This is a genomic window from Mucilaginibacter flavus (assembly GCF_030409315.1).
Lineage (GTDB): Bacteria > Bacteroidota > Bacteroidia > Sphingobacteriales > Sphingobacteriaceae > Mucilaginibacter > Mucilaginibacter flavus.
Genome location: NZ_JAUFPS010000038.1, coordinates 90438 through 110990, shown reverse-complemented (window position 1 = coordinate 110990; position 20553 = coordinate 90438). Strand labels below are relative to the sequence as shown.

Genomic DNA, 20553 nt, shown 5'->3' with positions numbered 1-20553 from the left:
TTACCATTTAATAGAACAATATAGTTATTTACCCTGGGTAACGCTGCCAATAGCATCGCCAACCTCATGGCCGGCTGCAGCTTTAAAATCAAAGCCAAGCAAGTTAGCTATGGTTTGGGCGAGCTGTTTGTGGTAGGTAGTTACGGTCGATTTCATTTCGCCGGTTGCAGGGCTATCGGGCCCTAAAACAGCAAACCAGGTTTGTTCTGAATTTGGCGTTTCTGAACCGTGATCATGCCAGTTTTTTAAAGGTACATCGCCACGACCGTGATCGCAGGTAATGATTAACGTGGTTTTATTTTTATACATCGGATCGGTTTGGATATAATCCCAGATCTGTTTGATAAAACCATCTTCCTGTTGTATCCTATCCAGATAAAACTGGTAATTACCTGCGTGCGCCAAATCATCCGGTTCATCAAATGAAAGATATAAAGCGCGGGGCTTATACTGCATCATGTAGTTTTTAGCCAGCTCAAAGGTGATAAAATCAATTCTTGTTGAATCGCTGATATAACGAGGTGCTTCAAATTGCAGTTCGTTTAAATGCTTCAGCCTATCATTCATACCCGGTATCGCCAAAGGCATAAAGCCCGCGTTGATAAGCATGCCCGAGCGAGGGGCGTTCAGAATTTGCGTAAACCTTTCCCATGAAGCAAATGTGGCTACCTTGTTTTCAAACCCTTTTTGTTTGTTTAAAAACTCCAGCAGGTTCATATTAGGGTTGGTGATAGGATCATTGGTATTCATCCGTTTATCCGGGAAACCGGTAAAGATCTCGTTATAGCCAGGGTACGAGAAGTGATAAGGATTGGCCACCTCATCCTTGCTGCCCAGATCACGGTTGCCATAAAGCTGACCTTGTTGCTCTAATACCGACCAAAAGAAAGGCATCAGCGTTTTACGACGATCCTGAGCTGTTGCTTTCCAGTACTTTTTACGCACATCCTCTTTATCGCGGGTATCATTAGAGTTGATGATCGCCGAATCGGCACCGCGATAAACTTCCTGCCAGCGCAAGCCATCGATAGTTACGATAACAACGTTTTGGGTTTTATGCTGCTGGGCAAATGACCCTGTAAATGCCAGCGCAAGTGCCAGTAATAAAATGATCTTTTTCATAGGGTTTTTGTTTTAAAACAAAGGCCCCATTGTTACCTGGGGCCTTTGCTTTATTAGTATTTGTTGTGTTGATTATTTAAGGATGTACATTACACCATTAATATCATCATTGCCACCATATTGGCTGGCTAATGCTTTATTGTAGTTAGCAGCGTTTGATGTAAGCTCTGATCCCGGATATTTGAAACGTAAAGCTATACGGCCGCTATTACCTGTACCCGGGCCAGTTGTAAAGGTTGGTACACCTGTACGGCGATAGGTAAAGTATGACTCTAAGCCAGAGTGACGGAATAAAGCAAGGTACTTTTGGGTTAAGATTTTGTTAAGACCGGCAGCATCAGCGGTGTATTTAACACCGGCTTGCGCGTAATAAGTATCCCAGTTAACGTTGATAGTATAAGTATCGTAGTTAGCCAAATTAGCTGTGCTGGTTGAACCCGGACGGTAAAAGTACGCGGTGAAAGTACCTGTACCCGTAGGGATACTGTAATATGCCAATGAAGTTTGGATACCTTTAATGTAGTAAGATTCGGCGTTGCCTGTTGCCCAGCCGCGGTTAATACCTTCGGCAATGTTAAACATCAGCTCAGCATAGCCAATTTGGATGGCTGGCTCGCCGGTGTACGTTGAGTAATAACGTTTCCTATTCAGGAACGAATATTTCTGCAAACCCGCGTTGTTATACATCACACCCAAATCCAAACCAGGATCTGCACCAATGAATGATGAAAAAGCGGTAGGGCTTTCTTTAAGGTTATCAACATTGTAGCGGGCCGGTTCGGCAGTTACAAAAACGCGTGGGTCTTTCAAACCGGTTAATAAACCGATATAAGTAGCCGAGGTGTTTTGCCTTGAACCATTTTGGCCAAAGTTATCAGGTGTTTGTGGGTAGTAGTTGGTTGGGCTAAGGAAGGTATATTGCAGGTTATCAGATGCGCTGGTCATAACCGGGTATTTGGTGGGGTTACCAACAACAGTTGCAAACTGACCTGCAACATCAATATCGCCATTCTTTTTGCTTAGCTGAATTAATAATCTGATTCTGAATGTGTTTACCACTTTTTGCCAAGCCGTTAAGCTGTTGCTCAGGTAAATATCACCGGCAAGGGTGTTATCGCCTTTAGCTATTAAAGCAGTTAAATCGGCATTGGCACTTTCTAACCAAGCCAGCGACTGCGTCATTACCGTTTTTTGGGTGTCATAAGCAGGGGTAAGGTTGGCTAAACCTTGTAAAGCCTGGGTCATAGGAATATCACCTACTTCCATACTCATTTTACTGAAAAAATAAGCTCTGAAAAATTTGCCCAAAGCACTGTATGGATTAACAGCAGGCGCGCCGGCTTTAGTAGCCTGACCTTCCATAGCTACTACGTTTTTTAATGTGGTGTAATAATTATCGCCGCTGCCAAAATCATAGCGGTTGTTGCCGTAATAATCGTAGTTATAAATATAGTATTGGGCATAAATTTCGTTTGAACCATCAGGGAAATCAGCCATGGTGTTCAATACGCCATTAAAAAGGAGCGAAGCCGGCACCGCATTCGGTACGTTTGGGTTAACTGATAGCTCCTGGAAACTCTTTTTACAGCTGGTTACCGTCAATATCATAAATACCGGCAGTAAATAAATTCTAAATATCTTTTTCATATTCATCTGTTATTTTAGAATGATAAATTTAAGTTGAAGCCGTAGCTACGTACTGTTGGCGACTGCAATACAGTTGAAGCCTGGGCGCCGTTGTATTGATCAAGATCCACATCTTTAAAGCGTTTATCTTTATAGAAGTACAACAAGTTACGGCCATAAAGCGATGCAGAGATCTTTTGGATAAATGATTTTTGCAACCAACCTTTTGGCAAATCGTAGCTTAAACTAATCTCACGTAATTTTGAGAAGGTTTTGCTCATCAGGTTTGATTCATCAACATTGTAATATTTACTTACATAATCCTGAACCAGTGCAGTTTGCTTATTTTGTGCAAATTGTAAAGCAGAATAATTTAAGATAGCGCCTGTTTTTGAATCAAGGTTGATAGCTGTACCATTTGATACGTTTACACCCGGACCAACATAAGTACCGTTATAACCAGCTACACCAAAGTTTTTCCAATCCTGGTAACGGGCGTCGCCAAGGGCACCTGTTGCTGTTTCAATGTTTGAACCGCCACGCATGGTTTTGTTGTGCATATAATCAATAATAACACCACCAACAGAACCATCAAACTGGAAGCCCAGGCTAAAGCTTTTGTAGCGGATGTTATTTGCAATGCTCCAGCTATAATTGGCATTTTCATGACCTAATACCTGACCACCAACTGATAATGGTTTACCAGCCGCGTCATTAATGATCTGGCCGCTTGTGGTTCTTAAGAATTTGCTGCCACGTAAAATATCGGTGCGGTCGCCTACACTGTAATAATTTAAGTACGTGCCGTTTTGACCCGGAGGCAACTCTTTAAACACCTCTTTGTTGTTTGATACGTTAACCAATACATTCCAGGTAAAGCCACCCAAATTTTTAATAGGTGTACCTTCTAATGATCCTTCATAACCAGAACGTTTGGTTTTTAAAGTATTTAAGTATAATGTATTGTAACCAGATGCAGTTGAAATTGCACTTGCAAATACTCTTGGCCCATCAACATATTGGAAAGCGGTAGCACTTAGGCCTAAGCGGTTTTGTAAAAACTTGATATCAAAGCCTTCCTCGAAATTTAGACGGGTAGATGTTTTAATGTTGTTGATATACAAGGAATTAGTTGCGTAACCAGCCGTTGTATTGTTGTATGGTTTACTTGTTGAATAAGACGGGTTTAGCGAATAATCAGGACCATTATATGGCGAAGTATAAGTAGAACCGTAGCCCAGTGGATTATTAAACAATGATGGACCAGTGCTACCACCAAAAGCGGTAATTGAGCTAAATGGAGCAGGGCCTATAGTTGGACTTGATTTATCTTCCCTTACGTTGGCGTATGATCCACGTGCTTTCAGGAATGATATAACTTCCGGTAGTTTAATATAATCAGAAATTACAGTTGCTGCCGAAACACTTGGGTAGTTATAAGTTGTGGCGTTTTGGAAGGCGCTTGATCTGTCCCTACGGTAAGTACCAGATAAGGTAGCATATTTGCCGAACGACATATCTAATGATGCGTAGAAACTTAATATTCTTTCAGCTGAGTTAAAGCTGGTAGCCTGGATAGGATTTTTTGAGTTGCTGAAAGCGTAAACTTCTGGTACGTTCAAATAATCTGTTGATACCCAGCTTGAATTGTAGCTCATACTACGCAGGTTTGAACCTACTAAACCCGATAGATTTAAGAAATTCTTAATTGTGTAGTTGTAGTTTAAAATTAACTCGGTGTTGTTGTCAAATAAATTCCTGCGATCTTCACGGTAATCGCCTTGGTTGCCTTCACGACCATAAGGGTGGGCGCTGAAAGGTAGATCTTCTGTGCGTAGAATATTATAGGTGTCAATTTGCGAACGTAACCTTAAATTCAGGTTATCATTGAATTTGTAAGTACCACCAAGGTAACCGTAAGTATCGTTTTTGTAATGACCGCGGGTCCATTTTTGGGTTAACAAATAGGGGTTATGGTAGCGCTGGTACTCTTCAAATTGTGATTGAACACCAATTTTACCAGGCTGCCAAATAGCTTTAATATCTGGTGCGTTAACATCCCAATCGGCACCGGTCCATATAGCAATATTATAAATAATACTGTTAGGCCCGTATTGAACGTCTGGAAAGTTATCAGTTGATTGCCTGTTAAAGTCAATATTGCCCTCAAAGGTTAAGTTTGGGGTAGGTGTAAATGAAGCGTATAAGTTAGCATTAGCTATATTCAGGTATTGTGAAGGAATATAGCTGGTTTGGTGTTGTTGTGAAACCGAAAAACGGGTTACATAATTATCACCAACTACACCTAATGCAACGTTGTTATTGGTTTGTGAGCCTACCTTTAGAAAGTTTTTCAAGTTGTCTTTACCACGAGCGGTCCATGGGGTGCCCTGGCGAACGCCGTTGATGACAGGGCTATCATATTGAGGTATTAACTGACCTGCAAAGTACGGTCCCCAAACGTCATAGTCACCATCAACACCACCTGGAGCACCACCTTTACCGTCAACAAATTCGTAAAAGGTGTTTTCACCTGGTCCGAAAGAGTTTTGGGTGCGTGGGAAAGCTAAGAAACCTGAATTTAATACGGTACTGCTATTGATATCTACAGTTAAACCTTTTTTGTTTTTGGCACCTTTTTTAGTGGTAATTAAAATAGCACCATACTGCGCACGGCTACCGTAAAGGGCAGCGGCGGCAGGGCCTTTTAATACGGTATAAGTTTCAATATCATCGGGGCTGATGTTATAGGTATCCGTGTTGATAGGGAAACCATCAACTACATATAATGACACCTGGTTACCCCTGATCAATACGTTAGGGTTACCTAATAACTCGGCAGATGGGCCAACCGATACACCAGCAACTTTACCAATTAAACCAGTAATAGGGTTAGGATCGCGGGCGGTAGTTAAAGCATCGCCTTGAACGGTTTGAATAGCGTAACCAATACGGCGGGTTTCTTTTTTAATACCAAGGGCGGTAACAACTACCTCGTTTAAAACTTTGTTGTCTCCGTTCAAGCTTACATTGATCAGGTTTTTATCGGCAACCACGATGTTTTGTGGAGTGTAACCAATAAAAGAAAATACCAATGTTTGGCCGGCACTTGCCGAAATGATGTAACGGCCCTCAATATCGGTAACCGTACCTTTGTTTTGATCTTTAATACGTACACTTACACCGGGCACTGGTAAGTGGTTTTCGTCGGTAACTGTACCGCTTATTTTGCTTTGGGCCATTAGTATAGATGGCGCAATACAAAATAACAAAACCGTAATAACGGTTTTTAATCTCTGGTAAAACTTGTTCATCTGCTAAAATTTAAGGGTGAAATATTTGCTTTTTTCATACAGCAATGCTAAACTTTGTTTATTATTAGTAAACCAATTTAGTATTAAGCTATACTTAAGCTTTTGTTCACCCAGTGTTAAGCAGGCGGTTTTTGTAACGGAAATATCACACTTCCGTTACAAAAACTTAATATCAGGTTTTAAGAGTTAACTTGCTGTAAATGAGTAAGTGCAATGTTTTTTAAATGTTGGATGTTATCAACCGGTACATGCATCTCTTTAGCCATATCATCCCAGTAACGTAACCTGATGATTAGTTCAGCATCGGGATTTAACTCAAAATCAGAAGCTTCGTCTTCCGTCATCACTCCGCCCTGGAAATTAAGGGTGGCTTTGCTGGCGTCAGACAGGCGATTATAATATTCAGGATATTTATAGGTAAGGTATCGTTTAGCGATAACGTGGCCTTGTACCAGGTTGGCTACCCGTTCAGAAAAACCGCGTTCCAATAAAAAGTCGGCTCCAATCTGCTCATGGTCTACATTACCCATGCCGTCCATGCTTTCAGCTTCACCGGCTTCGGTGCACAAGTGGCCTATATCATGAAAAAATGCCGCTAATACTACCTCGTCATCGTAACCTTCGGCCTGGGCAAGCGCTGCCGCCTGCGACATATGTTCCAGCTGTGAAACAGGTTCGCCTATATAGTCTTCATCTCCAAACTTTTCATATAATGAAAATACTTCTTTTACAACGGCATGGGGGTCATATGCAGAATAGCTCATAGCAGTAAATTTTTTGTTTTATTGCAAATAAAAGATATGCAAGTTATGATATTATTAAGTGTTTATGAATTATCGCAAACCATAAACAGCTTAATGGCTGCATGTGTAAAGCGCATTTAACCTTTATTAACATAAAAATCATTTTGCATAAAAAAGCTAATTATTTACTTTGCAAAAGTTTACCAATACTAAACACGATGGAACAAGATATACTGATCCAGATCAGTAACCGGATAAAGGAACGCCGCCGCGAAAAAAACATAACTGTTCAGGAATTGGCTATCAGGGCTAATGTGAGCAAGGGATTAATATCACAGATAGAGAACAGCCGCACCATACCATCACTCATCGTTTTAATAGATATTATTAAGGCATTGGAAATTGATATGAACGAGTTTTTTAAAGATATCCGTTCAAAAGATAATCCCGTACCTATATTAGTAAAGCGTAAAGCCGAGTATGAACATTTTGAAAAGGAACATGCCCACGGTTTCCACTACCAGCGCATATTTACACAATCCATCAGTAAATCAACCATTGATATTGTGATCCTTGAGTTAGAACCTGATGCCGAGCGCCCTATGGTTGAAACAGAAGCCTTTGAATATAAGTATGTTTTACAAGGGCAGATTGAATATCAGTTTAACCACGAAAAGATTATGCTAAACGAAGGTGACTCCATGCTCTTTGACGGTCGCATATCGCACACCCCCAAAAATCTTGGCAAAACCAAAGCCAGCATGCTGGTGATTTATTTTTTTGAGGAAAAGAAATGAAGTGGTGAGTGGTGAGTGGTGAGTGGTGAGTGGTGAGTGGTGAGTGGTGAGTGGTGAGTGGTGAGTGGTGAGTGGTGAGTGGTGAGTGAAAATGCCCATCAAATTAATCAAAAATTCTGTCAATCCGATAAATCTGTTTAATCGCGGTTCAGACAAAAAACTACTCACCATTCACAGCTCACCACTCACCATCCTTAACCAAACCTTAACACAAACTTAGTTTCTCGTTCATAAATAAAGTTTAGTATTGCTAAACTTTTGTATTTTGATTAAGAGTGTTAATTTAGGTGTTTACACTGTAAACCGTTTAGGCTTATGAAACTGATGGATCAACTGCGTGTTAAGGTAGCCCGGTGGCCGTATTCACTATTGTCAGTAATGGCGGCGGTATCGGCTTTTGGTTTGTACACGTCCATGTACGCGTTTCGTAAGGCTTTTGCGGCCGGTACTTTTACCGGGCAGCAATATTTACATATCGATTATAAGGTATGGTTGGTAATAGCCCAGGTGGTGGGTTACACGGCAAGCAAATTTTACGGTATCCGCTTTATTGCCGAGGTAAACAGCAAAAATAGGGCTCGCTATATTTTAACGCTTATCTGCATTGCCTGGGCGGCGTTGTTGGCCTTCGCTTTTGTGCCCGCGCCTTTCAATATTGTTTTTCTATTTGTTAATGGTTTTCCTTTGGGCCTTATCTGGGGATTAGTTTTCGGATACCTGGAAGGTCGCCGTTCAACAGAGTTTATGGCGGCGGTGTTATCTATCAGTCTTATTTTTGCTTCCGGATTTGTAAAAACCGTTGGCCGCACGTTGCTGACAGTTTTTCATGTAAATGAATATCTTATGCCGTTTTTAACCGGCGCTATCTTTGTAATACCCCTATTAATATTTGTGTTTTGTATTGAACTGATGCCTGCTCCAACTGCCGAAGACAAGCAGTTGCGTGCAGAGCGCAGCCCAATGAATGCCGCCGAGCGTAAACAATTCCTGATGCGGTTTTTACCGGGCATTATCCTCACCCTAATTATCTATGTACTGTTAACCATTATGCGCGATGTACGTGATAATTTTGAGGTGGAGATCTGGGCTGATTTTGGTGTAAAAAGCAACAGCATTTATACAGGCATCGATTCTATTATATCCGTAACGGTTTTGGTTGGCATGAGCTTGCTTATCCTGGTTAAAAAGAATGTGCGCGCGTTCAGCATCATTCACCTGTTTATTATTGGTGGCTGTGTACTGGTGGGCGGCTCAACGTTGCTATTCACCCTTAAAATGATTGGACCTGTTAGCTGGATGACCATGGCCGGCCTCGGGCTTTATATGGGCTACGTACCCTACAACGCCATATTTTTCGACAGGATGATAGCCACATTCAACTACCGCAGCAACGTAGGCTTCATTATGTACATAGCCGATTCGATGGGCTACCTGGGCAGCGTGAGCATCCTGCTCATTAAAGAATTAGGCCGCCCAACCATTAGCTGGGGCACATTTTTTAAAGAAGGTGTAATGATTGTAGCGGTAGTGGGCGGTGTATGTGGTGTACTATCGTTGTTGTATTTCCTGCAGAGCTATCGGGCAAGTCAAAATTCAAAATTAAAAAGTCAAAATGAAAACATTGACCTGGTGACAGGCCCAATGAACTAATGAACCATTGAACCAATGAACAAAAATGCAATAGTTATAGGCGCAGGCATTGTTGGCCTGGCCACTTCACGCGCTTTGGCCACGCGTGGCTACAAGGTAACCATATTTGAACGCAACGAACGCGCGGTTGGCGCATCCATCCGCAATTTTGGGATGATATGGCCAATTGGGCAGGCTACCGGACCAATGTATGAACGAGCTATGTTATCGCGCAGCATCTGGAAAACTATTTGTACCGAAGCTAAGATATGGCATGATGAGGTTGGCTCGTTTCACCTCGCTTACCATGATGATGAGTTGCAGGTAATTGAAGAATATGTTGCAGCCAACAAACAACACCGCGATTGCGCTTTGCTAACTCCTGCCGAGGCGTTTGCCAAATCACCCGCTATAAAAACTGAAGGTTTAAAAGGCGCTTTATGGAGCGGCGAAGAAATGATCATTGAATCGCGCGAGGCGGTAGGACAGGTGGCCCAATACCTGGCCGATAAATTTGGCGTAGAATTTCACTGGAATACCGCCATCGCCCGTATTGAGCATCCAAAGGTATACTCGGGCAAAACCACCTGGGAGGCCGACGAGATTTACGTTTGCAGCGGCGCCGATTTTGAAACTTTATACCCGGAACTTTTTGCAGAAACTAAAATTACCAAATGCAAGCTGCAAATGATGCGTTTGGTTAGTCAACCGGATGGCTGGCGCATTGGTCCTTCGCTTTGCGGTGGTTTATCCATGATCCATTACCCGGGTTTCCAGGTAGCACCATCGTTACCAGCGCTGCGTAAACGTTATGAAGAGGATTATGCTACGCACCTTAAATGGGGCATCCACGTAATGGCATCGCAAAATGGAAACGGCGAGCTAACTATAGGCGATTCGCACGAATACGGCTTGGTACACGATCCTTTTGATAAAGCATTTATTAATGATTTAATTACCGGTTACTTACACACCTTTGCTAATTTTAAAGACTGGCGTTTGCTGCAATCATGGCACGGTATTTTACCACGCATGACCAACGGCGCGACTGAACTGATTGTTGATGTTGAACCGGGCGTAACTATCATCAATGGCCTCGGCGGCAACGGCATGACGTTATCATTGGGCTTATGCGAGCAAGTAATAGCTGCCAGGGCATAGTTGGCAGTTCTCAGTTTGCAGTTAGCACATTAAAACTACTTTAAGCGTATAACGTAATACGTATAACATACAACCCCAATAACATACAACCCCAATACTCATGCTCGATACCAGGCGGGATTTTATTAAGAAAGCGGCATTATTAACCGGCGCGGCTGGTTTGGCCAGTATTTTGCCCGAATCTATTCAAAAAGCGATGGCCATTAACCCGGCACCCGGCAGTACCTATATGGATGCGGAACATGTGGTGATCCTGATGCAGGAAAACCGCTCGTTTGATCATACTTATGGTATGTTGAAAGGAGTGCGTGGTTACAATGACCCGCGCGCTATCGATTTGCCTAATAAAAACAAGGTTTGGCTGCAATCCAACAAAAAGGGCGAAACTTACGCGCCTTTTCACCTGGATATTAAAAATACCAAGGCTACCTGGATGAGTTCGTTACCGCATTCATGGGCCAATCAGGTAAATGCCCGTAACGATGGTAAGTTTGACCAATGGCTTAACGTAAAACGCAATAGCATTAAGGAATATTCAAACATGCCTTTAACCATGGGTTTCCACAACCGCGAGGATATCCCGTTTTATTATGCGCTGGCTGATGCCTTTACCGTTTGTGATCAAAACTTTTGTTCGGCATTAACCGGCACAAACCCTAACCGCTTGTATTTTTGGAGCGGTACCATCCGTGCCGAGCAACATGAAAATTCATTAGCCCATGTTTGGAACGATGATATGGACTACGGTACCCTTAACTGGGCAACCTTCCCCGAGCGTTTGGAAGATCATGAAATTTCATGGAAACATTACCAAAATGAGATAGCTATTGATACCGGTTTACAAGGCGAGGAAGACCCGTGGTTGTCAAACTTCCAGGATAATCCATTGGAGTTTTTTGGGCAGTACAATATTAAATTGTATGATAAGCACATCGCTCACCTCCAAAAAAGATCGACCGATTTACCCAGGGAAATTGAAGATGTTGAAAAACAAATTGCCGCTTTACCTGCCGGCGACGCGCATATCGACCACCTTCAAAAACAGCTGAAACAAAAGAAACGCGACCTGGAGAGTATCAAAAAAGATATGGCAAGCCTTGATCCTGGTAAGTTTGCCACATTATCGCAACGCGAAAAAAACCTGCACCAAAAAGGTTTTGTAACCAATACCAATGATCCGCATTACCGCACTCTAAGTCCGCTTAAATATAATGACGAAGGTATCGAGCGTGAAGTACTTGTGCCAAAAGGCGATGTATTGCACCAATTTAGGGAAGATGTAAAAGTTGGCCAGCTGCCAACCGTTTCATGGTTATCGGCGCCCGAGCATTTTTCAGATCACCCAAGTTCGGCCTGGTATGGTGCCTGGTATGTATCAGAAGTGCTGGATATTTTAACTCAAAACCCCGATGTTTGGAAAAAGACCATCTTCATTTTAGCTTATGACGAAAATGATGGCTACTTTGACCACGTGCCACCTTTTACAGCACCGCATCCGCATAAAGAAGGAACCGGCAAAGTATCCAAAGGGATTGATACCAGTGTTGAGTTTGTAACCTACGAACAGGAAAAAGCCCGCAATAATTATCCAGAAGTATATGACCGCGAAAGCGCTATTGGCTTGGGTTACCGTGTGCCTTTGGTAATTGCTTCGCCATGGAGCAGGGGCGGATGGGTTAACTCTGAAGTGTTTGACCATACTTCCACATTGCAGTTCCTGGAGAAATTCCTGAGTAAAAAAACGGGCAAAAACGTTGTTGAACCAAACATCAGCAATTGGAGGCGCACCGTTTGCGGCGATTTATCAACAACCTTCCGCCCGTATAACGGCGAGAAGATTGAGAACCCGGAATTTGTAGCCAAAGATGAATTTTTAGAAAGCATCCACAAGGCACAGTTTAAAAAAGTGCCCGATGATTTTAAGCTGCTTACTGCCGATGAGATAGCGCAGATTAATTCCAATCCGCATTCATCACCTTATATGCCGCAACAGGAAAAGGGTATCAAGCCATCATCGGCATTGCCGTACCAGTTATATGCCGATGGTAAATTAAGTGCCGATAAAAAATCGTTCGAAATAAAGTTTAACGCCAGTAAGCAATTATTTGGTGATAAGGCTTTAGGTTCGCCGTTTAACGTTTACGCGCCGGGTAAATATGCCAGCTTCAAAGATGCGCAGCAAATGGAGCCTTTGCGTACCTGGGCTTACGCGCTTACTGCCGGTGATACACTTGCTGATGCCTGGCCGTTACATGAATTTGAAAACGGCGAATATCACCTGCGCACTTACGGACCAAACGGTTTTTACCGAGAGTATAAAGGCAGCGCAGCCGATCCGTTGGTTAACGTTTTATGCGATTACAAACAAGGTAACGTAGCGCTAAATCTGGCTAACCTTAGCGCGGATAAAGCCTATAACGTTGAAATAATTGATCATAGCTATAAAGCCAATAATCACAAATTGGTGTTGAATAAAAAAGGAGCAAGCGCGCTTGTTTTAGATTTATCGAAAAGCCATAGCTGGTATGATTTCAGCGTGAAAATTACCGGCAGCCACAGCTTTGAAAGAAGATTTGCCGGCCGTGTAGAAACCGGCAACCACAGCTATACCGACCCGCTAATGGGACGGATGGTTTAAAAATTTCATTATACGTTTATTTTTTAACCCGGCAGCTTGTTAAGTTGTCGGGTTTTTTGTTTGAACGATGATCTTGTTAAATTGACAATTTGGTATCGTGCGAACGTTTAACACGCATCAAATGATGGTGCCAAACAAAAAAAGTTTTTTATTTAAAAATAATCTTGTAAATATGCCTTTCCAATTCAGAAACCGTTTTACAGTCCATTTATGCTTCCAGCTAAGGAATATCAAATGTGGCCCGATGCTAAATTGTTAGATTTACTAAGGCTGGATGACCGTGAGGCATTTGAAATTCTGTACAATAAATATTCGGCCAAGCTTTTCCATGCCGCTTACAATTTATTCAGGGATAGCGATGTTTGTGATGACCTGGTGCAGGAATTGTTTATTGACCTTTGGACCAAGCGCCATCAGTTAAACATCGCCTCGTTAGAAGCGTACCTGAAAGTAGCCATCCGGCACCGGGTAATTTATTACATCCGCACCAAAAAAGCCACACTCGATTTAGAGGTGGTAGACGAGTTGATAGAAAAATACACCGCGGATAGCAAGTTGTTGCAAAACGACATTAGCCAGCTTTTAGAAACCAACGTAGCACAACTGCCCGAAAAATGCCGGCAAATATTTACCCTTAGCCGCAAAGAATACCTATCAAACAAAGAAATTGCTTCACGGCTCAATATCTCCATAAAAACGGTAGAAAATCAAATGACCATAGCCCTGCGTTACCTGCGTACCGGCTTAACAGATTACCTGCCTTCGGTAGTTGCTCTGATTATGGTTTACATGATGAATTAGTGGAGCAAGCGCGGCTAATTCAAAGGTAATTCTACAAAAAACTCCGTACCCGTACCTGGTTCACTTTTAAATCCAATTTTACCGTTATGGGCTTCAATAATCTGTTTGCTGATATATAAACCCAGGCCAAAGGGCTGTTCGCCGCCGGTACCTTTACGCTTTGCGGTAGTAAAGGGATCAAAAATTTTATCCTGCATGGTAAGGGGTATACCAATGCCTGCATCCTTTACCATTATAAAAACGCTATGGCTTTGCTCAACTACGGTAATTGTAATTACAGCGCCATCCGGACTAAACTTAACTGCGTTGGTAACCAGGTTGTTAATTACCCGACTTATTTTCTCTTTATCAATATGGATTTTTACAGGCTCACCGGGTGTTGATAAAGTGATCTGCTGATTTTTATCCCTTGCCCTAAAATTTAATAATTGCACACATTGCTGCAATAGGTCGTTAAGATTCAAAGCCTGCTTATCGAGGTTTTGTCGCTCGTCAAAATCAGTTTTTAGTAATTCACCAATCAGGTTAAGGCTGTTATCTGTTGACGTTCGTATCATCGTTACCAGGTCATTAACATCAGCACCTAATTCTTTTTTTGATAAGATAGATGAAATAGTACTCACTGCACCAATAGGGTTGCGCAAATCATGCGCTACAATTTTAATAAGGCAGGCGTAGTTTTTATTGGTGGTATCCAACGCTTCTGTGGTAGCTTCGGCTTGCTCAAACTGCAGGCGTAAAATATTTGCTGTTTTTTGACTGTTTTTCCAATTGCGCCATAAAATCACAATCAGCACAATGGCCATTAAACAAATAACCACGGTTAATACCAGGAAGCCCGATTGGTATTTAGACCGAATAGTAGCCGATGCCAATTGCTGTTCTTTAAAGGCATAATCAATATAATCAACGCCGGATGAGTTGCTGAGCTTGTCCTGTTGGTTATGAAGTTCAATTAATAAGCGGCTGTAATATAACTCCTTTGCAGTATCATGATGTTTTTGATAAAAAACCTTTAATTTCCCGGCCGTGATCTGGCCGTAAATGAGGTACCGGTTTTGGTTTGAAATAGTTAGCCCCTGGTTATAGTACGCAACAGCTGTAGCCGAATCAGTGGCTGCCAACTGATCGCCGAGATTAATCAGCACATCCAGACTGAAAAAATAAAGATGTTTTTTTAAGGCATTATCAAGGGTTTGTTTCAATAATGCAAGGCCCTTATACCGCTGGTTTTGCTTTATATAATTATTTGCCTCCAATTGGTCCAGCGCCAGCGAAATGCGTTCGTCGTTATAATGTATGGCTATTTTTCTGGCTTTGGTTAAATAGAAGCTGATTGAATCCTTTGGTATACCATCCGGATATTCCAATAAAAAATTATAGATCACAAAAGCCATCACCGAATCGCGGCCGAGTTTGTTACCCATTACCAATGCCGCTTTAAAATTACTAATGGCTTTTTTATCCCTGCCTAATTCCTCGTAAACTTCGGCAATGTTCATGCGGGTTTGCACCCTATTGGCCGAGTCGCCAAGAACAGTGTACGCAGTATAGGCTTCGTTATAGTAGCGTAGCCCCAATTGTAAATTACCTTTAATATCGTAAACCACGCCAAGGTTATTCAGGGCGTCGGCTTTGCCTTTAGCATATTGTAAGCGATCGGCTATTTCTCGGGCCTGGCGGGTATAGTAAAAAGTGCTGTCGATATTTTTTTCGTATAGCAGCATGGCTAATCTGTTAAGGGCATCTACATAGTGTAAGCTATCCTTAATGTGGGGAAGTGATTGCCGGATGTTTTTAACTTCTGTTGATTGCGCGCGGCAAAAAGCGCTTAACAATAGCAGGAGGAGGACTAATACTGGCCTTTGTTTCATAAGCGTATGCGGTATAGCTTAATAAATAGCCAGCACATTAACATAATTTATGGGTTAACAATACTGGTTACTGCCTTAAATGTAGCGAAAAATAGTCCGGTATTTTTATGAGGTTAACGGTTAGTTTTTTGTTTTATAAGCTGTTGTTGATGAATTTATTATTTAACCGGACGCATGCCTGATAGTTTTGAAACATATCGAGGTTTTTATCCGCAATAAACAATTCAAAAAAAACTTTAAACTTCTTTGGGGGCTGGGGTAGGTTCAATGCATCCTACAGCTATATAAACCATGAGCAAGTTTAATTTCAGGAAAAAGAAACTATCGGCAAAGGACCAGGCTTTGCAGGAAGAACTCGTTAACCAATACTTTGATAAAATTGATTTAGGCAATTTGCCCGAAAGCAATGATCATGGTGTTGAATTTAACCAGGATAAAATATACAGCCGAATCACATCTGCAATGGATGGAGCAGAAAAACCGGCCACTGCCTTCAATAAACGGTGGCTGGTAGCGGCATCCCTGCTGGCAGGTTTGTGTTTTTCGGCCTATATATATCGCAATGCCATCCTTGATTACGTTTCTCCGGTTGTTACCAAACAAATTACAGCGGCCAACGGAAAAATCATGAATGTAACCCTTGCCGATGGTACTAAGGTTTGGCTTAACGGCGGCAGTAAATTAACCTATCCCGAAAAATTCCGCGGCGATAAACGCGAGATCACTTTAGTGGGCGAGGCTTTCCTTGATGTTACCCATGATACCCAACGGGCATTCATTGTACATACCGGCGCTATCAGCACACAGGTTTTAGGAACCAGTTTCAATGTAAAGGCATATCCTGAAGATCATTTTGTAAAAGTAGATGTACTTACCGGTAAGGTGGGAGTAATAGGCAAGGCACAAAATAATAAAGGATCGCAAACCATTTTTTTAACCCCCGCCCAGGAAGTGATGTTTGATAAGGATAACAACCTCGCGGTAAAAAAAGAAGCTATTGATGTTGGCGTACTTACAGCCTGGAAAGATGGGGAGTTGGTATTTAAAAATATGCCACTGCCCGAGGTGGTCAATAGTATTGAACACCGCTTTAATATAAAAATTAACACCGATATAAACCTGGTAAGGTGTTCCATCTCGGCCAATTTTACCAATGTATCGTTGGTAAACATCATGAAAATTATCTCCAAACTGGTGAAGGGGAAGGCTGTACAGGAAGGAACCGGCTACCGGCTTAAAGGAAAAGGCTGCTGATAAATAAACCAATTCATAAAATATAACCAATTATTAACTAACCTAAATTATAAAGGATGAAGACATAGATACATAAAAAACCCTGATCAAAGGGATTTGAACAGGGCGCTTAAAATGCCAGGTTATTCATAAGTGCAACGTTTAGAGGTCCAATTCAGAACAAAGCACTTCAGTTTTAAACACTTTAATTATCTCAAATCTATGAATATATCTCTATTTTCAAATGGAGTAGTTCGTTATGTATTAATATTAATGAAATTTACCTCGCTCGCCTGCTTTGTGGTTTGCTTCATGTGCCTGTCGGCTGTGGCAAACAACTCATTTGGCCAGAAATTTTTGGAGGTGCCGGTTTCGCTTAAGCTCAAAAATACTAAGCTTACCGATGCGCTCGATAAAATTTCGGCCGATAAACATATCAAATTCGCTTACGCGGATAATGTACTGAAGCCGGACTTTAGGGTGACTTTAAATGCCAAAAATAAAAGCATCAAAGAGGTGCTTTTTGAGGTGCTTACTCCATTTAATCTCAGCTACAAAATTATTGACGATGTAGTTGTCATCGACGAAAAAGTTGAACTGGAAAGCAACACCGGTGGTATTCAGCAAAGCCCGCCTATTCCCATAAAAATAACGGGTAAAATTACCGACGAAAATAACCAGCCTTTTCCCGGTGTAGGTATAAAAATTAAAGGTACCACCACCGGTACTATTACCGGCACCGACGGAACATTTACGCTAAACAACGTAAACAGCGATGAAATCCTGGTTTTTAGTTTTATCGGCTATACATCTAAAGAAGTAGCTGTAAACGGGAAAACCACTATCGACCTGCAATTATTACCAGAGCGTACTTCATTAAACGAAGTGGTAGTAGTAGGGTATGGCACCCAAAAACGGGCTAATATTATAGGCGCGGTTGATCAGATTTCGTCAAAAGCTATTGAGGGCAAGCCATCGGTTAACTTAACCCAGGCTTTGCAGGGTACATCACCCAACCTTATCATCCAGCAAACAAATTCAGAGCCGGGTGCATATCAAAATATCAATATCCGTGGCGTAAGCACGTTGGGTAACAATAGCCCTCTGGTAGTTATTGACGGAATAACCGGTGGCGATATTAATTTGCTTAATCCACAGGATATTGAAAGTGTATCGATATTAAAAGATGCAGGTAGTGCGGCTATCTATGGTTCACGATCTGCAAACGGCGTAATTTTAATTACCACCAAAAAGGGTAAGAAAAACTCAAACACCCAGCTAACCTATAACGGGCAGGGCGGTGTGCAGGAACCACATGTGGGTTACAAACCTGTGCATAGCTATGAAAACGCTATACTACGCAACGAAGCCGTAGTAAATGCCGGTTTGCAGCCAATTTACAGTCCGCAACAGATTCGCGATTTTCAAACCCAGGGCGATAATGAATGGTTTTTAGATGCTATTTTAAAAAACGCGGTGCTGCAAAATCACAACCTTGCTTTAACCGGCGGTAATACTACATCATCATACCTGGTATCTGCAGGTGTAACAGATCAGCGCAGCAATTTGGTTGGCCCCAATTATGGTTTGCGCAGGTACAATTACAGGATGAACTTAAGTACCGAATACGGTAAATTAAAGCTGACCAGTATTTTAGCCTACTCGCGTACTGAAATTCTGGAACACTCCTACAATACTTCAACCCTTATTGTTGATGCCGGGCGTACCCCAACTTACTATAAGATTCAGGACGATCAGGGCAGGTACTTAACCAACGATGTGTTAACAGAGTTTAACCCTTTAGGCATTCTTGAAAAAGGTGGTTATCGCAAAAGGGATAACGATAATATTTTTGGTAATCTGAATGCCGAGTTGGCCATTACTAAAGATTTTAAACTGAAAGGTGTTTTTGGTGGTACGCTTTTGGCAAATCACATGTTCGGTCGCGTAATTGAGGTTGATTATTATCCGAAAGGAACCTATGGTGCAGATAGAAATACCAATGATGAAAATAATAAAAACCTGTTTTTAAATACCCAGGTAATAGCGCAGTATACCAAAACATTCAATAAATCGCACAACGTGGATGTATTGGTAGGTGTAGCAAATGAATCGACCACCAACCAGGGTAATAATCTTTACCTCAAATATACCGATCCTGAATTAGGAACCCCGGTAACAGGTACAGTTATCGATCCGGCATCGTCGTCAACAAACAACAACACTACAGAGAGTAGTTTAAACTCGTTGTTTGGTCGTGCCAGCTATAACTTTCAAAATAAAATTTATGGCGAATTTGATTTCAGGGTAGATGCCTCCTCAAAATTCAACACCCAGAACCGCAACGCGTTTTTCCCTTCGGGATCTGTTGGTTACCGCTTGAGCGAAGAGAATTTTATGCAGGATTATCGCGATAAATACGGCGATCTGAAGTTGCGTGCATCGTACGGTATTTTAGGAAATCAAAACGTGGGCGATTACCAGTATCAGCGTACCTATGGTCCGTTCCAAAATGCTTATGGTTTTAATAATGCAGGTGTTGGCGGGGCGGCGATATCTTTTGCCAATCCCGATATCAGATGGGAACGTGCAGCTACCTTTAACGTAGGTGTTGATGCCGGTTTCTTCAAAAACACGTTGAGCGTATCTGCCGATTACTTCAATAAAATAACCCGGGATATCTTACTGCCGCCTATAGTGCCCGGCACGTTTGGTGCCAGCTTACCGGATTATAACGCGGGTAAAGTTCAAAACCGGGGATGGGAGTTAACTTTAAACTACCGCTTATCGGGCAAAAACTTTAACCATACCTTTTCATTTAACGTAGCCGATACCAAAAACAAAGTACTGTACCTTGAAGGCGGAGACCAAATTAGCACATATGATGAGTTGCAGGTGATCAACAAGGTTGGCCTGCCAATTGGTTCATACGTAGGTTTAAAACGGGATGGTTATTTTCAAAATCTGAATGATATTCAAAACGGTGCGAAACCTGCCGGCTTAACTGTTTCGCCGGGCGATAACCGTTATGTTGATGTTAATAAAGATGGCGTAATTGATGATAACGACCGTTTTGTTTTAGGCAACGGTTTCCCACGGTTAACATTTGGTTTTACCTATAACGTGACGTTTAAAGGTTTCGATCTTAACGTGTTTATGCAGGGCGTAGGTAAACGCAGCGTATTTATACGTGGTGAACAGGTTGAGCCATTCCACTTCAACTACTCGCAGGTTATTTACCAGCACCAGTTAGATTATTGGACACCGCAGAATCCTGATGCCCGTTACCCACGCCTGGCGGCAAGTGGCAGCCAATCCAATACCAATAACTTTCGTCGTGGTTCTGATATGTACATTTTCGACGGATCGTATCTGCGTGTTAAAAACGTAACATTTGGTTATACTTTACCGCAGGGAGTAGCCAAAGCTATCGGGATGCGTAAAGTTAGGGCATACGTATCTGGCCAAAATATCCTCACGTTTTCGGGCTTGAAATTCCTTGATCCTGAAACCACCGAGTTTAACAGTAACCTGCAGGCAGGTGGCGCTAATAGCGGCAGGGCTTACCCTACACCAATATATTATGGGTTTGGTATTGATGTAACACTATAATTT

The 20553-nt window shown here is 42.0% G+C and carries 12 protein-coding genes; 7 read left to right on the top strand and 5 right to left on the bottom strand.

Annotated elements, in window-relative coordinates; translation table 11 throughout:
• Positions 1 to 24: 24 nt before the first annotated feature.
• The 4 genes from QWZ17_RS18145 to QWZ17_RS18130 form a co-directional block, all read right to left on the bottom strand.
• Positions 25 to 1122 (bottom strand): alkaline phosphatase family protein, encoded by a 1098-nt coding sequence (locus QWZ17_RS18145; protein ID WP_290306709.1) that lies wholly within the window; start codon positions 1120 to 1122, stop codon positions 25 to 27.
• Positions 1123 to 1194: 72 nt separating this feature from the next.
• Positions 1195 to 2769 carry a SusD/RagB family nutrient-binding outer membrane lipoprotein gene (locus tag QWZ17_RS18140; RefSeq protein WP_290306708.1) on the bottom strand — a complete coding sequence of 525 codons (1575 nt, stop codon included), beginning with the start codon at positions 2767 to 2769 and terminating at the stop codon, positions 1195 to 1197.
• 14 nt (positions 2770 to 2783) lie between these two features.
• Positions 2784 to 6062, bottom strand: a complete 3279-nt coding sequence (locus QWZ17_RS18135) for a SusC/RagA family TonB-linked outer membrane protein (protein ID WP_290306707.1) — start codon at positions 6060 to 6062, stop codon at positions 2784 to 2786.
• A 179-nt stretch (positions 6063 to 6241) separates the two neighbouring features.
• The gene (locus QWZ17_RS18130; protein WP_290306706.1) at positions 6242 to 6826 is read right to left on the bottom strand and encodes a phosphonate degradation HD-domain oxygenase; all 585 of its coding nucleotides are present in this window, start codon (positions 6824 to 6826) and stop codon (positions 6242 to 6244) included.
• Positions 6827 to 7023: 197 nt separating this feature from the next.
• Between QWZ17_RS18130 and QWZ17_RS18125 the strand changes: the two genes are divergently transcribed.
• The 5 genes from QWZ17_RS18125 to QWZ17_RS18105 all read left to right on the top strand — a co-directional run bounded on the left by QWZ17_RS18125 (position 7024) and on the right by QWZ17_RS18105 (position 13831).
• Positions 7024 to 7602, top strand: a complete 579-nt coding sequence (locus QWZ17_RS18125) for a helix-turn-helix domain-containing protein (RefSeq protein WP_290306705.1) — start codon at positions 7024 to 7026, stop codon at positions 7600 to 7602.
• 315 nt (positions 7603 to 7917) lie between these two features.
• Positions 7918 to 9252, top strand: a complete 1335-nt coding sequence (locus QWZ17_RS18120; protein ID WP_290306704.1) for a DUF5690 family protein — start codon at positions 7918 to 7920, stop codon at positions 9250 to 9252.
• A 15-nt stretch (positions 9253 to 9267) separates the two neighbouring features.
• The gene (locus tag QWZ17_RS18115) at positions 9268 to 10392 is read left to right on the top strand and encodes a TIGR03364 family FAD-dependent oxidoreductase (protein ID WP_290306703.1); all 1125 of its coding nucleotides are present in this window, start codon (positions 9268 to 9270) and stop codon (positions 10390 to 10392) included.
• Between the two features lie 100 nt (positions 10393 to 10492).
• The gene (locus QWZ17_RS18110; RefSeq protein ID WP_290306702.1) at positions 10493 to 13030 is read left to right on the top strand and encodes a phosphocholine-specific phospholipase C; all 2538 of its coding nucleotides are present in this window, start codon (positions 10493 to 10495) and stop codon (positions 13028 to 13030) included.
• 210 nt (positions 13031 to 13240) lie between these two features.
• Complete coding sequence (locus QWZ17_RS18105; RefSeq protein WP_290306701.1) at positions 13241 to 13831, top strand: RNA polymerase sigma-70 factor; 591 nt, start codon at positions 13241 to 13243, stop codon at positions 13829 to 13831.
• A gap of 14 nt (positions 13832 to 13845) precedes the next feature.
• Here the strand turns inward: QWZ17_RS18105 and QWZ17_RS18100 are convergent, their stop codons facing one another.
• Positions 13846 to 15705, bottom strand: a complete 1860-nt coding sequence (locus QWZ17_RS18100; RefSeq protein ID WP_290306700.1) for a tetratricopeptide repeat-containing sensor histidine kinase — start codon at positions 15703 to 15705, stop codon at positions 13846 to 13848.
• 291 nt (positions 15706 to 15996) lie between these two features.
• Between QWZ17_RS18100 and QWZ17_RS18095 the strand changes: the two genes are divergently transcribed.
• Positions 15997 to 16959, top strand: coding sequence for a FecR family protein (locus QWZ17_RS18095; protein WP_290306699.1), 963 nt, complete (start codon positions 15997 to 15999; stop codon positions 16957 to 16959).
• Between the two features lie 252 nt (positions 16960 to 17211).
• On the top strand, positions 17212 to 20550 hold the full coding sequence (locus tag QWZ17_RS18090) for a TonB-dependent receptor (RefSeq protein ID WP_290306698.1): 3339 nt from the start codon (positions 17212 to 17214) through the stop codon (positions 20548 to 20550).
• Positions 20551 to 20553: the final 3 nt, after the last annotated feature.